Genomic DNA, 12,613 nt, shown 5'->3' on the forward strand with positions numbered 1-12,613 from the left:
ACGCAAAATGGACTTGCGAGATAAAATTTGTTTCTAAAGTTTATTTAGTGGAATTATTTGTAAGAATTTTTTATATATTAGCTTAATGAATAGTAAGTTATATTAGTGACGCTAAGTCTCATGATAATGGGCCGATTGAAGCCGTTTTAGAGGCCTATGTGCTAGGTGTCAATAATTTAAAATTAAAACATGAAAAATAAGTTTAAAAATCAACTATTTCACTTAACACGAGAACTTGGTTTTTCTCCTTCAGATTTTCAACTTTCCAGTTAATACAATGTTTCAAAAAGTACGACTTGAAGTTATGCAGAAATCTAAAGAAGAGCAAATTCCTTGGGAATCTACATCATTAACTGCTGATTTCTATTTCAACAATTGATTACTATCTTCCACGACGTTAGGTTGTGAAAAATGAAGATATTTTAAAAACCAGAAATTAAAGTAAATGAACCAATCTTGATTTTAAAACCCGTTGACTCGAACTTGTAGACAAATCTAAAGGTTGGCGCAGGTATTTACCTGTGCCCACAAACTAGAGCAAGCACAATAATAGAAAGTTGTAATCATTAAAACGGTTACAGCTTTTTTGTTTATTTCTAAATGCTAAATTGTTAAGTATGGATTTGTTTTGGTTTTCAATTGGAATGGCCACAGGTAGCCCGAAGCGTCGGGAACAGTAGTAACCAAATATGGTACTCCTAATAATTGCTAGTGATTTGGTTCTTTTTTGAAATTTAAATTTTATTTTAAAAAAGGAATAACTACTTTTGCCTTCTAATTAATAAAAGTTCTTACAAGGTGGTAAACAGAAGACACATTCGCGTCAAAGTAATGCAATCCATTTATGCGATGCATCAAAATGGTTCTGATAATTTTGAGAAAGAAGAAAAATTTCTTTTTTTCAGTATAGATAGTATTCAGGATTTATATCTTACCATGATTTCATCGTTGATGGAAATTTGTAAAAAAGAAGCTGAGTTTTTGCACAAATCAAGTTTGAAACACTTGGTTACTGCTGCGGAACGCAATCCCAACAAAAAATTCATCAATAATGCTGTTTTTGAAATTTTAGCTGAAAATAACTCGCTAAGTATTGCTATCGAAACACGTAAAATTGATTCTTGGTATTTGAATGGCGATTATATTGTATTGTTGCTGAATGCGGTAAAAGCGAGTCAGTATTATATTGATTATATGAGCAATGCAAAGCAATCTTTTGAGGAAGATAAGCAGTTGATTGTGGATTTGTTTACGCATGTAATTGTTCCAAACGAAAAGTTATACGAGCACTTAGAAGACGATAAATTGACTTGGATTGACGATATTCCGTTGGTGAATACTTTAATTATTAAGCAATTGAAAGCATTGAAGCCTATCATGGATGATAACTTTAGAGTGCCAAAAGTATACAAAGATACTGAGGATAAGGATTATGCTAAAGATTTGTTTAGAAAAACGGTCTTGAACGAAAAACAATTAGGACAACAATTTGCTGATAAAACGCCGAACTGGGATAGTGATCGTATTGCAGAATTGGATACGATTATCTTAAAGATGGCGATTTGCGAATTATTGAAATTCCCTTCGATTCCTGTAAAAGTAACCTTGAATGAGTATTTGGAATTAGCTAAAGAATATTCAACGCCTAAGAGTAGTGTGTTTATCAACGGTATTTTGGATAATTTGGTCAAAGAAATGACTGCTAATAAAACCTTATTAAAAACCGGTCGCGGTTTAATGTAATTAATATTAAATTTTAAAATAAAAAAAAATCATGGAACAATTAAGTCAATTTGCACCCTTTTTATTAATGTTTGTGGTTATCTATTTCTTTATGATTAGACCACAACAGAAAAAAGCAAAACAAGAAAAAGAGTTTGAAGCTACATTGAAAGTAGGGGACAAAATTATTACTAAAAGCGGTCTTCACGGAAGAGTTTCTGAACTTGGAGATGCTACTGTGGTAATCGAAACGATGTCAGGAAAATTGAAAATGGAACGTTCTTCTATTTCTATGGAAATGAGTGCTTCATTGGCAAAAAAATAATCACTATTTAGGTGACATTAAGAAGGCTGTTCTATTTAGGACAGCCTTTTTTTTTACCATTAAGAGATTAAGAGAATTTAGGCTTAATTTTCTTAATCTCTTATTGGTTAGTATTTTTTTTTAATGGTTTTAAAAAAAAATTAGTTCCTAGATTTGTCTAATCCATAATCAGGTAAAGCAGTCAATTCGGCAATTTTTACAATTACTTCTACTGCTTTTTGCATGCTTTCTACAGGTACATATTCGTATTTTCCGTGAAAGTTATGTCCGCCTGCAAAGATATTTGGACAAGGTAATCCCATATAAGATAATTGACAGCCATCAGTTCCGCCACGAATGGGTTTGATGATTGGTTTTATATTAACTTCTTTCATGGCTTTAGCAGCGATATCCACAATATATTTTACAGGAACGACCTTTTCCTTCATATTGTAATATTGGTCTTTGACGTCAGCAATGACAATATTTTCGCCAAATTTCTTGGCGTATTTTTTGTTGAATTTGCGAGTGATTTTTTCGATTAGTTCTTTACGTTTCTCGAATTTTTTCTTGTTGTGGTCTCTAATGATTAGTTCTAAGACTGTTTCTTCAATACTTCCGTTTAAGTGGTGAACATGAAAAAATCCTTCATATCCTTTGGTTTCTTGTGGTGTTTCCTCTTTTGGTAAAGCATTGATGAAGTCATTGGCAAGCAACATGGAATTAATCATCTTTCCTTTGGCATAACCTGGATGTACGCTTTTTCCTTTGAAAGTTATTTTAGCTCCAGCGGCATTAAAATTTTCATATTCTAGTTCGCCAATTTGACTTCCATCCATGGTATATGCCCATTCGGCTTCAAATTGAGCAACATCAAAATGGTGTGCTCCACGACCAATTTCTTCGTCTGGAGTGAAACCAACTCTGATTTTCCCATGCTTAATATCTGGATTGTTGACTAGAAACTCCATTGCAGTAACAATCTCGGTAATTCCCGCTTTGTCATCTGCACCTAGAAGTGTTGTTCCGTCAGTAGTAATTAAGGTTTGCCCTTTGTATTGCAATAAATCCTTGAAATAACTTGGTGATAAAACGATGTTTTTCTCAGCATTTAGAATAATGTCTTTTCCGTCGAAATCGCGAACAATTTGTGGTTTTACATTCGCTCCAGAAAAATCTGGGCTAGTGTCAAAATGGGATATAAAACCAATAGTTGGTACTTCATGGTCAACATTAGAAGGCAAAGTCGCCATGATATAGGCTTTGTCATTAATGGTAACATCTTTCATTCCGATAGCTTTCAAGTCGGCTACAAGTTTGTTTGCTAAGTCCCATTGTTTGGCAGTGCTTGGAGTTGTTTTTGATTTTGAATCCGATTCGGTGTCAATCGTTACATAACTGATGAAACGGTCTATAATAGGTTGCATAGATTTGTTTTTTTTGTGAAGTGGTAAAGATACCTTTTTTGGTCTAATTAAAAGTTTGGTCCGCAAAGATTCGCAAAGAGAAACCACAGTGGTTCGCAAAGTTTTTCTACACAGTTTGCCATTCCGTAGGAATCTCTAGCGAGTGTTTTTTTAAACAGTGATTAGAAGAATTAAAGAAATCTAAAAAAAAATCTATGTTAATCTGTGTAATCTGTGTTTACTTTTTTTGACACTGATTTGGGAAATTTAGAAATAAATTTGTGCCAATTCGTGTTTGTTTTCAATCCACAAAAGTTCAAAAATAATCTGTGTTAATCTGTAAAAATTGTGTTTGTTTTTATTTCATCTGCTCCAAAAGTCTAATAATCTTATCTAGTTTTTCGATTTCGATGGAGTTTAATTTTGCGGCAAGCGCTTCAATTTCGAGTTTGGCTTCTTTGTTGGTGTTGTAATCGTCTTGTGCTTGCACGCGGTCTCTTTCGCTTTGACGGTTTTGAGCCATCATAATAATCGGAGCGGCATAAGCAGCTTGAGTAGAAAATAAAAGATTGAGTAGAATAAAAGGATAAGCATCCCAATGTTTGAAATAAGCAACCATGTTCAGGCCCATCCAAATGATTACAAAGACAGTTTGAATAATGATAAACCGCCAAGACCCCATTCCTTTCGCTACTTTGTCAGCAATTAGGCTACCAAATCCAAGGCTTTCACGATGTCTTTGATGCCAGTTTTTATTGAAATTCATAAGTGTTGTTTTTTATTTAAAAGTACCGAAACTTTCGGTTTTTATGGACGTTTGTATCTTAAACTTTCAGTGGAAATTTAAAGAAAAGAAAGGTTTTAAAAATTGTTCTTAACTATTTCTTTTTCGGCTAGATAGTACTATTTTTGCAGGAATTAAAAAAACATCCATGTACAAGTTATTACTACGTCCCTTATTTTTTTGTTTTGACCCAGAAGAGGTTCATTATTTTACTTTTTCATTAGTGCGTTTCACTTCCAAAATTCCAGGTTTTAGTGCTTTGTACAAAGCCTTGTTTTTGGTAAATGACAAACGATTAGAAACAGAAGTTTTTGGTTTGAAATTCAAGAATCCAGTAGGATTAGCCGCTGGTTTTGATAAGGATGCGAAGTTGTACAAAGAATTATCCAATTTTGGATTTGGTTTTATTGAAATAGGAACGTTGACACCAGTTGGACAAGAGGGAAATCCTAAAAAACGTTTATTTCGATTAAAAGAAGATTCGGCTATTATTAACCGAATGGGGTTTAATAACGGTGGGGTTCAAGAAGCGGTTGAACGATTGAAATCCAATAACGGAGTTTTGATTGGTGGTAACATCGGTAAAAATAAATTAACACCTAATGAAGAAGCAACATCAGATTATGAAATCTGTTTTGATGCACTTTACGATTATGTAGACTATTTTGTAGTGAATGTAAGTTCGCCAAATACTCCAAATTTACGTGCGTTACAGGACAAAGAACCGTTGACACAATTATTACAAACGCTTCAAAATAAGAATGTGGCAAAGCCAAAGCAAAAGCCAATTCTACTAAAAATTGCGCCCGATTTAACGGACGAGCAATTGTTAGATATTATTGATATTATCAAAGAAACCAAAATTGCGGGTGTCATTGCAACCAACACCACTATTTCACGTGATGGTTTAGAATCCGAGAATAAAGCCGAAATGGGGGGATTGTCTGGAAAACCATTGACGAAACGTTCGACAGAAGTGATTCGATTTTTATCTCAAAAAAGTAATAAAGCTTTCCCAATCATTGGAGTAGGCGGTATCCATACTGCCGAAGATGCAATTGAGAAATTAGATGCAGGAGCGAGTTTAGTACAGTTATACACTGGTTTTATTTATGAAGGACCCGCTTTGGTAAAAGCAATCAACAAAAAGATATTGGCTAGAAAGAATTAATATTTCTATGTTTGTAGATTGTCTTCAACAAGCTCAGACAGATGTTTGATAATAAATAAGGCGCAATGAAATTTTCGTTGTGCCTTATTTATTTCTACGCCTCTTTCCATAATTTTTGAACGGTATTTAGGTCTTTTTTCATTGCGCCAAAAACTACTTTTTTATCTACTGTGATGGTTTTATTGCCTTTTTCGGCACCACCTAAGTCGTATTCTAGGTGTAAAGAAACAGGTGGTTTTAGACCGTACTTCTTCAATAGTTTAAAATAAGAGGTAAAATCAACCATTCCTTCTCCAATAGGAGTATCGGTCGCTTCCCATTTTCCGTTTATTTTCATCCATTTGAAATCTTTTAAAACAATAGTTTTAATTTGCGAATGTAAGAGTTGCAGTCCATTCACCCATGAATAACCTCCTTCAGCCGTTGCATGCCGTATATCGTATTGCGTGCCAAAATAGTTTGGATTAGCCGTTTTTAAAACAGCTTCAATCTCCCAAAAAGAAGCGCCAACAGTTGTTCCAGCATGATTTTGATAACAGCCTACAATATCAAACTGCTTGTTTAATTCGCTTAGTTTTTTAATTTCTTTTTGGTATAGAAGCAAATCATTTTGCATCGAAATGTTTTCTGTGTACTTGAACCAATCCGTTCTATAAAATCCAATGTTTTCTATAGCTGCTGCCTTGATAATAGCAACGTCCAAAGGATTGTTGACACTTGAAATTGCAGTCGTGATCATGCTACAATTTGAACCTGCTTTTTTAATATCACGAATCGCTTTGGGTAAATCAGTTTGAACCGATAAAGGATCCACATGACCTTTTGGGCGAACGGTTAAATCCAAACCAGCAAATCCTATTTCAGCTGCTGCTTCCCCTGCCTGGTAATAATTTAAAAATTGTAAATGTTTTGAAAAAACATTTACAGATAAGCTGTCCATATCAGTTTCTGCCGCTTGAAATAAAGGAAACGGAAAATCAATAAAAGGAATTGCCGTCATTCCTATTGCTGATTTTTTTATAAATTCTCTGCGATTCGTTGGAGTCATGATAAAGGGCTTTTTGAATTGGTTAACCAAAAATAATGAAAATTATTGTAATTCTATAAAGTCATGAATAAGCATTTCTTAAATTTTCAAAATAATAGAAATGTTTTCAAGCTTACTTTTTAAATTATACGGATATTTGTATTCTTTTATTTTTTAAAGCACATTCATGTTCAATATCATTCTCATTTTTGGTTGTTTACTATTAGGTATCATTCTGCAAAACATCAAAAAATTCCCTGTTTTAGAAGCTTATAAAATACTTAATAAAATAGTAGTAACTGTTTGTTTACCAGCTATTGTATTGTATTATATTCCAAAATTAACTTGGAGTAACGAGTTGCTGTTTCCAATAGGTTCCGCTTGGATTTCCTTTATTGTGGCTTTTGGTCTGTTTTATTTTTTAGGAAAAAAGTGGGGATGGTCTAATAAGTTGATAGGATGTTTAGTACTTACAGCTGGTTTGGGAAACACGTCTTTTCTGGGGTATCCTATAATAAGTGCTTTATATGGCGAACAAGGGTTAAAGATGGCCATATTAGTAGATCAGCCAGGTACGGTTGTAGTACTTTCAACCTTGGGGATTTTTGTAGCGACTTATTTTTCAAAAGATAATTTGAAACCCATTCAAATGTTGGTTCGTGTTTTTAAGTTTCCACCCTTTGTCTTTTTCCTAATTGCGTGTTTGTTAAATGTTTTTTCGATAGAATTAAATGATAATTTTCAAACGGTATTCAAAGGATTAGGGAGTATTATGGCGCCCCTAGCATTGACATCCGTAGGGCTACAATTGCGTTTTGAGAGTAAAAGTCAGCATTGGCGGTTTTTAGGTTTGGGACTCTTGTATAAGTTAATTTTGACTCCAACTTTAATATTTGTGCTTTATGTTATAATTCTAAAACAAAAATCAGCCATGATAGATGTAGTGTTGATGGAAACGGCGATGGCTTCCAATATTACAGCCAGTATTTTGGCAACAAGTTACGGCTTGAAACCGCGGTTGGCGAGTATGATGGTAGGTTACGGAATCCCTATTTCCTTTATTACATTAATTTTTTGGTATTTTGTAGCTCAGTGGATATAATTGTAATCCTTTTTAGTCTTTATTTATGATTTTAATCATAAGCCGTCTGCGTTTTTTTAACTAATTTTAAGGAAATTTAAAAATCAAAATTATCATGGCAACAATACGATTAGGAGATATAGCTCCAGATTTCACTGCAGAAACATCACAAGGAACAATAAAATTTCATGAATGGTTAGGGGATTCTTGGGGAGTACTTTTTTCTCATCCAGCAGATTTTACCCCTGTTTGTACGACCGAGTTAGGTACAGTAGCAAATTATTACCCTGAATTTCAAAAAAGAAACACGAAAGTTTTAGCACTTAGCGTGGACGGAGTTGAGTCACACCTAAAATGGATCAAAGATATCGAGGAAACACAAAACGTGACCTTACAATACCCAATTATAGCCGACGAAGATAGAGCTGTGTCCACACTTTATGATATGATTCACCCTAATGCAAACGAAACCTTTACGGTTCGTTCCGTGTTTATCATTGGATCAGACAAAAAAGTTAAACTAACCTTAACTTATCCAGCTTCAACGGGTAGAAATTTTGACGAATTATTACGTGTGATCGATAGTTTACAATTGACGGCAAACTATAGTGTAGCTACACCAGCGAACTGGAAAGACGGTCAAGATGTAGTGATTTCGCCAGCCATCAAGGACGAAGATATTCCTGCTAAATTCCCAAAAGGATTTACCAAAATAAAATACTATTTAAGAATGACACCACAGCCTAATAAGTAAGGTTGTTCATATAACAAAAAAGGGAATTCAATAAGTATTGAATTCCCTTTTTTTATGTCTTTTGGGCATGCCCCTCCGAAAAAATCGGGTCGGGCTCTACGCTATATCTTTATGGCTTTTGAAAAAAAAAGCCATAAAGGATGCCGCTTCTATCCCTCATGCAGTAGGTTGGTTACGAGGTGATTTTGGATAAGATGTAGTTTTTTGGATTTATCTAAACTAAGAAGATTCAGTGAAAATTATGTAGTCACTATATATTCTTAGATTTAATTTAAGTATACCAATAATTTACTTTATTAGAAGAAAATTATTGGTGTCGATTTTTATATTTTTCCAGTCAATTTCTATTACGTCTTGAATCATTCTTGTCAAATCATGAAAGTTATAGGGTTTGACAGCATAAAAATTAGCTCCAAGGCTGATGCTCATATCTATGTCTGATTTATTAGAACTAGTAGAATAGATGATTACGGGAAATTGATTAATACTAGGTTCATTACGAATTTCTTCCAAAAACTGAAATCCAGATTTTCTAGGCATATTTAGATCTAAAAAAACAACTCCGTTGTTGTGCTTATTTTCTTTAATGCTTTGCAACAAATTCTCTCCATTTTTATGAATATGAAGTTGTATTGAATCATTAGAGTTATTAGTTATACTATCTACAGCATCATTAAATAGCATTAAATCATCGTCATCATCATCAGCATAAAAGATATTGAGATCACTCATTATAATAAATTTAGATCGTAAAATTATCTTTTTTTATTTGACAAAATTTCATGTTTTTGAGTGTAATTTTATAAATTTTATTGTTTTTGGCTACTTTAAATCTTCATTAAGCTCCTGTATTGCTATTCTTCTTTTTTCTTTTAAATTTTTAAAATGTGTGGGGTTGAAGCCTGTGATTTTTTTAAATTGAGTTGAAAAAGCAGATAGGCTACTGAAATGTAGTTTAGTCGCGATTTCAGAGAAATTGGATTCTTCAAATAATATCATTTCTTTGGCTTTTTCCATTTTAATCAAATTTATGTAATTAATGATTGTAGTAGAGGTTACTTCAGAAAAAGCATTAGAGATGTAATTGTAGTCAAAGTCTAATTTACTGGTTAAGTATTCTGAGATGTTGACTTTTATATGTTTATCAGAATTGATGTACTCTTGACAGGAGTTTTTAATTTTTTCGATTAAGATTCCACCTTTACTCTCAATTATTTCAAGTCCTACTTTTTTTATTATGGAATTTAGTTTTTGCTTTTTTTCGGCACTTAGTTCCTCTTTTATAATAGCCTCTCCAAGTTCTACTTTTACAGGATGTAAATTCAACTCTTCTAGTGCATCAGTAACAAACACTTTGCAGCTTTCGCAAGCCATATTCTTGATATAAATTTTCATCTGGATGCTTTTTAATAAAATCTATTTTCTGATTTCACATTGTAAATATATAGTTTTTGGATAAAAAAAATCTAAATCTTTATACATTATAGAGGTATTTAAAACAGTTAAATTGCACAAATTAATTTATGAAAATAAAATACTACTTAAAATAATTAATGTTTTAAAAAATATCAAAAGAGTTTTCTGCATTTTTTAGTTTTCTGTTTTATAAATTTCTTGTCAAGATAAAATTTCTTGTTTTACCTTCATTCTGCCCAGGATAGAAACGGAAAGCCCGTAAGCAAGCGCACCCTTAAAAAACAAATCCCCAAACAGCGACCGTAGGAAGCTCGTCTTGGGGATTATGTTTTTTTGGGTGCGCTGTACGGACTTGTAGTGCATGAGCCTGAATTGGCAGCCTAATATTTATGGTACATTCTCTAAAAGCCTAAATTAATCTTAGCATATTGCAATAATAAAATGGTTTTAGCATCCTTTATTTCACCAGTGACAATCATGTTGTAGGCTTTGTCAAACGACCATTCTAGGACTTCTATTTCTTCTTGCTCGTGTTCTAGTCCACCGCCTTCGCTTACCTTCATGTCGGTGTTATATTCGCCTACAAAAAGATGTAGAATTTCAGTTACAGCTCCTGGAGAAACGAAGGTTTCCATAACTTTTTGAACGTCAGTAATGCGGTAGCCAGTTTCCTCTTCAGTTTCGCGGATAATGCATTGTTCAGGATGGTCGGCATCTAGGAGTCCGGCGCAAACTTCGATCATCATTCCGCTTGGGTTTCCGTTTAAATAGGAGGGAAGCCTGAACTGTCGGGTTAAGATGATGGTTTTTTGTTCTTTATTATAAAGTAAAATCCCTGCTCCATTGCCACGGTCATAGACTTCTCTTTTTTGGGTAACCCAATTTCCTTTTCTGTTAAGGTAGTCAAAGGTTACTTTGTTAAGAAGGTACCAGTTGTCTGATAGCAATTCGGTGTTTTGAATTTTTATATTTGGATTTTCCATGGAAATAGTAGGGTAAAAAAAACGCTCTGAAATTTCAGAGCGTTTGGTGTTATTTAATGATTGTTTGTTTTCTGTCTGGACCTACAGAGACAATCTTGATAGGCACTTCGACTTCTTTTTCAATGAAATCAATATATTCTTTTAACTCAACAGGCAACTCATCATAAGTTGTCATTCCAGTTAAATCTTGTTTCCATCCTTTGAACTCTTGGTAAACAGGAGTCACGTTTTCTGGCTCAATGTTGTATGGGAAGTGTTCAATATTTTGTCCTTTGTAGTTGTAAGAAGTACAAACTTTTAAAGTTTCAAAGCCTGAAAGTACATCCCCTTTCATCATCATTAATTGCGTTACTCCATTCACTTGAACAGCATATTTCAAAGCTACGATGTCTAACCATCCGCAACGTCTTTGTCTTCCTGTAACAGATCCAAATTCGTTACCAACTTTGGCCATTGTAGAACCATCTTCGTCAAAAAGTTCTGTTGGGAAAGGTCCGCTACCTACACGAGTGGTGTATGCTTTGAAAATTCCATAAACCTCTTTGATTTTGTTTGGTGCAATACCTAAACCTGTACAAGCTCCAGCAGCGGTAGTGTTAGAAGAAGTTACAAACGGATAAGTTCCGAAATCAACATCTAATAAAGAACCTTGCGCTCCTTCACATAGAATTGATTTACCAGCTTTTTGAGCTTGGTACATGTATTCTTCACTATCAATAAAGTCTAGTTTTTTGATTTCTTCGATAGATTCAAAAAATTCAGCTTCCAATTCTTCTAAGTTGTATTCTAATTCCACTCCGTAGAATGCAATCATTGCTTGGTGCTTATCAGCAAGTGCGCGGTATCTTTCTTTGAAATCTTCTAATTCGATATCACCCACTCTAAGTCCGTTACGACCCGTTTTGTCCATATATGTTGGTCCAATTCCTTTAAGAGTAGAACCAATTTTAGCTTTTCCTTTTGAAGCTTCAGAAGCTGCATCTAGTAAACGGTGTGTAGGTAAGATTAAGTGTGCTTTTCTAGAAATAATTAATTTCTTTTTGATATCGATGTTGAATTTTGCTAATCCTTCGATTTCTTTTTGGAAAACAACTGGGTCAATTACGACTCCATTTCCAATCACATTTACCGCAGTTTTATGAAAAATTCCAGAAGGGATAGTTCTTAATACGTGTTTTATACCGTCAAATTCTAAAGTGTGTCCTGCGTTTGGACCTCCTTGGAAACGGGCAATAATATCGTAATTTGAGGTAAGAACATCAACAATTTTTCCTTTTCCTTCATCTCCCCATTGTAATCCTAGTAATAAATCTACGGTCATTTTAATTTCTTTATTAAATCGTTAATCTGTTTTGGTAGTCAAACACAATTAGGCTCGACATTTTATATAAACTAAATATTTCTTTTAATTGTTTTCTTCCTTCTTTTCGGAAACTTCATCAATTTCGGTTGCCTCTTCTATTTTTGGTTTTCTTTTGGCTCCGTAAAAGTACAAGGAATGATTGGTTATTTCAACATCAAATATGTCTTCAATGGTTTTTTTGATGATTTGAATTCTTGGATCGCAAAATTCCACCACTTCACCGGTATCAGTCATGATCAAATGATCGTGTTGCTTATCGAAATAGGACTTCTCGTAATGTGCTTGGTTTTGGCCAAACTGGTGTTTGCGGACTAAAGCACAATCCAAAAGCAATTCAATCGTATTATATAAGGTAGCACGACTCACACGGTAGTTTTTGTTTTTCATTTTGATGTACAAATTTTCTACATCAAAATGTTCTTCACTATCGTATATTTCCTGGAGAATAGCATAACGTTCTGGCGTTTTTCTATGTCCTTTTTTTTCAAGATACATTGTAAAAACATTTTTTACAATTTCTTGGTTTTTGTTGTTATCTGTGGAAATGAGTGTCATATTCGGCAAAGATAAATTATTATTTTAATACTTAGTTAGGATTGAAT

General features: G+C 33.7%; 13 protein-coding genes. 5 read left to right on the forward strand and 8 right to left on the reverse strand.

Annotation, left to right across the window (positions count from 1 at the left end; translation table 11 throughout):
* Window positions 1-831: 831 nt before the first annotated feature.
* Together nusB and yajC are read left to right on the forward strand one after the other, a co-directional pair.
* Entirely contained in the window at window positions 832-1,743 is a 912-nt protein-coding gene (gene nusB / locus ABZP37_RS08405) for a transcription antitermination factor NusB (RefSeq protein WP_366187498.1), read from the forward strand.
* Window positions 1,744-1,774: 31 nt separating this feature from the next.
* Window positions 1,775-2,047 carry a preprotein translocase subunit YajC gene (gene yajC / locus ABZP37_RS08410; RefSeq protein WP_366187246.1) on the forward strand — a complete coding sequence of 91 codons (273 nt, stop codon included), beginning with the start codon at window positions 1,775-1,777 and terminating at the stop codon, window positions 2,045-2,047.
* A gap of 140 nt (window positions 2,048-2,187) precedes the next feature.
* Here the strand turns inward: yajC and pepT are convergent, their stop codons facing one another.
* Together pepT and ABZP37_RS08420 are read right to left on the reverse strand one after the other, a co-directional pair.
* A complete protein-coding gene (gene pepT, locus ABZP37_RS08415) occupies window positions 2,188-3,453 on the reverse strand; it encodes a peptidase T (RefSeq protein ID WP_366187247.1) in 1,266 nt (421 codons plus the stop codon).
* Window positions 3,454-3,790: 337 nt separating this feature from the next.
* On the reverse strand, window positions 3,791-4,198 hold the full coding sequence (locus ABZP37_RS08420; RefSeq protein ID WP_366187249.1) for a DUF1003 domain-containing protein: 408 nt from the start codon (window positions 4,196-4,198) through the stop codon (window positions 3,791-3,793).
* A gap of 166 nt (window positions 4,199-4,364) precedes the next feature.
* Here ABZP37_RS08420 and ABZP37_RS08425 point away from each other — a divergent pair, with 166 nt between their 5' ends.
* Complete coding sequence (locus ABZP37_RS08425; protein WP_366187251.1) at window positions 4,365-5,387, forward strand: quinone-dependent dihydroorotate dehydrogenase; 1,023 nt, start codon at window positions 4,365-4,367, stop codon at window positions 5,385-5,387.
* A 94-nt stretch (window positions 5,388-5,481) separates the two neighbouring features.
* Here the strand turns inward: ABZP37_RS08425 and ABZP37_RS08430 are convergent, their stop codons facing one another.
* Window positions 5,482-6,435, reverse strand: a complete 954-nt coding sequence (locus ABZP37_RS08430; protein WP_366187252.1) for a TIM barrel protein — start codon at window positions 6,433-6,435, stop codon at window positions 5,482-5,484.
* Between the two features lie 166 nt (window positions 6,436-6,601).
* Here ABZP37_RS08430 and ABZP37_RS08435 point away from each other — a divergent pair, with 166 nt between their 5' ends.
* Together ABZP37_RS08435 and ABZP37_RS08440 are read left to right on the forward strand one after the other, a co-directional pair.
* Complete coding sequence (locus ABZP37_RS08435; RefSeq protein WP_366187254.1) at window positions 6,602-7,516, forward strand: AEC family transporter; 915 nt, start codon at window positions 6,602-6,604, stop codon at window positions 7,514-7,516.
* Window positions 7,517-7,610: 94 nt separating this feature from the next.
* On the forward strand, window positions 7,611-8,249 hold the full coding sequence (locus ABZP37_RS08440) for a peroxiredoxin (protein WP_366187256.1): 639 nt from the start codon (window positions 7,611-7,613) through the stop codon (window positions 8,247-8,249).
* 288 nt (window positions 8,250-8,537) lie between these two features.
* Here the strand turns inward: ABZP37_RS08440 and ABZP37_RS08445 are convergent, their stop codons facing one another.
* The 5 genes from ABZP37_RS08445 to ABZP37_RS08465 all read right to left on the reverse strand — a co-directional run bounded on the left by ABZP37_RS08445 (window position 8,538) and on the right by ABZP37_RS08465 (window position 12,566).
* Window positions 8,538-8,981: a response regulator gene (locus tag ABZP37_RS08445; protein WP_366187257.1), complete on the reverse strand. Its 444-nt coding sequence runs from the start codon at window positions 8,979-8,981 to the stop codon at window positions 8,538-8,540.
* Between the two features lie 90 nt (window positions 8,982-9,071).
* Window positions 9,072-9,644: a helix-turn-helix transcriptional regulator gene (locus tag ABZP37_RS08450; RefSeq protein ID WP_366187259.1), complete on the reverse strand. Its 573-nt coding sequence runs from the start codon at window positions 9,642-9,644 to the stop codon at window positions 9,072-9,074.
* A 422-nt stretch (window positions 9,645-10,066) separates the two neighbouring features.
* Window positions 10,067-10,648, reverse strand: a complete 582-nt coding sequence (locus ABZP37_RS08455) for an NUDIX domain-containing protein (RefSeq protein WP_366187260.1) — start codon at window positions 10,646-10,648, stop codon at window positions 10,067-10,069.
* A gap of 49 nt (window positions 10,649-10,697) precedes the next feature.
* On the reverse strand, window positions 10,698-11,969 hold the full coding sequence (locus ABZP37_RS08460; RefSeq protein WP_366187262.1) for an adenylosuccinate synthase: 1,272 nt from the start codon (window positions 11,967-11,969) through the stop codon (window positions 10,698-10,700).
* An 84-nt stretch (window positions 11,970-12,053) separates the two neighbouring features.
* Window positions 12,054-12,566, reverse strand: coding sequence for a transcriptional repressor (locus ABZP37_RS08465; protein WP_366187264.1), 513 nt, complete (start codon window positions 12,564-12,566; stop codon window positions 12,054-12,056).
* Window positions 12,567-12,613 lie beyond the last annotated feature (47 nt).

Origin of the sequence: Flavobacterium ovatum (assembly GCF_040703125.1) — a bacterium.
GTDB lineage: Bacteria > Bacteroidota > Bacteroidia > Flavobacteriales > Flavobacteriaceae > Flavobacterium > Flavobacterium ovatum.

Coding starts and splice junctions, on each gene's coding strand:
- nusB (WP_366187498.1), top strand. CDS start 832: ATGCAATCCATTTATGCGATGCATCAAAATGGTTCTGATAATTTTGAG.
- yajC (WP_366187246.1), top strand. CDS start 1,775: ATGGAACAATTAAGTCAATTTGCACCCTTTTTATTAATGTTTGTGGTT.
- pepT (WP_366187247.1), bottom strand. CDS start 3,453: ATGCAACCTATTATAGACCGTTTCATCAGTTATGTAACGATTGACACC.
- ABZP37_RS08420 (WP_366187249.1), bottom strand. CDS start 4,198: ATGAATTTCAATAAAAACTGGCATCAAAGACATCGTGAAAGCCTTGGA.
- ABZP37_RS08425 (WP_366187251.1), top strand. CDS start 4,365: ATGTACAAGTTATTACTACGTCCCTTATTTTTTTGTTTTGACCCAGAA.
- ABZP37_RS08430 (WP_366187252.1), bottom strand. CDS start 6,435: ATGACTCCAACGAATCGCAGAGAATTTATAAAAAAATCAGCAATAGGA.
- ABZP37_RS08435 (WP_366187254.1), top strand. CDS start 6,602: ATGTTCAATATCATTCTCATTTTTGGTTGTTTACTATTAGGTATCATT.
- ABZP37_RS08440 (WP_366187256.1), top strand. CDS start 7,611: ATGGCAACAATACGATTAGGAGATATAGCTCCAGATTTCACTGCAGAA.
- ABZP37_RS08445 (WP_366187257.1), bottom strand. CDS start 8,981: ATGAGTGATCTCAATATCTTTTATGCTGATGATGATGACGATGATTTA.
- ABZP37_RS08450 (WP_366187259.1), bottom strand. CDS start 9,644: ATGAAAATTTATATCAAGAATATGGCTTGCGAAAGCTGCAAAGTGTTT.
- ABZP37_RS08455 (WP_366187260.1), bottom strand. CDS start 10,648: ATGGAAAATCCAAATATAAAAATTCAAAACACCGAATTGCTATCAGAC.
- ABZP37_RS08460 (WP_366187262.1), bottom strand. CDS start 11,969: ATGACCGTAGATTTATTACTAGGATTACAATGGGGAGATGAAGGAAAA.
- ABZP37_RS08465 (WP_366187264.1), bottom strand. CDS start 12,566: ATGACACTCATTTCCACAGATAACAACAAAAACCAAGAAATTGTAAAA.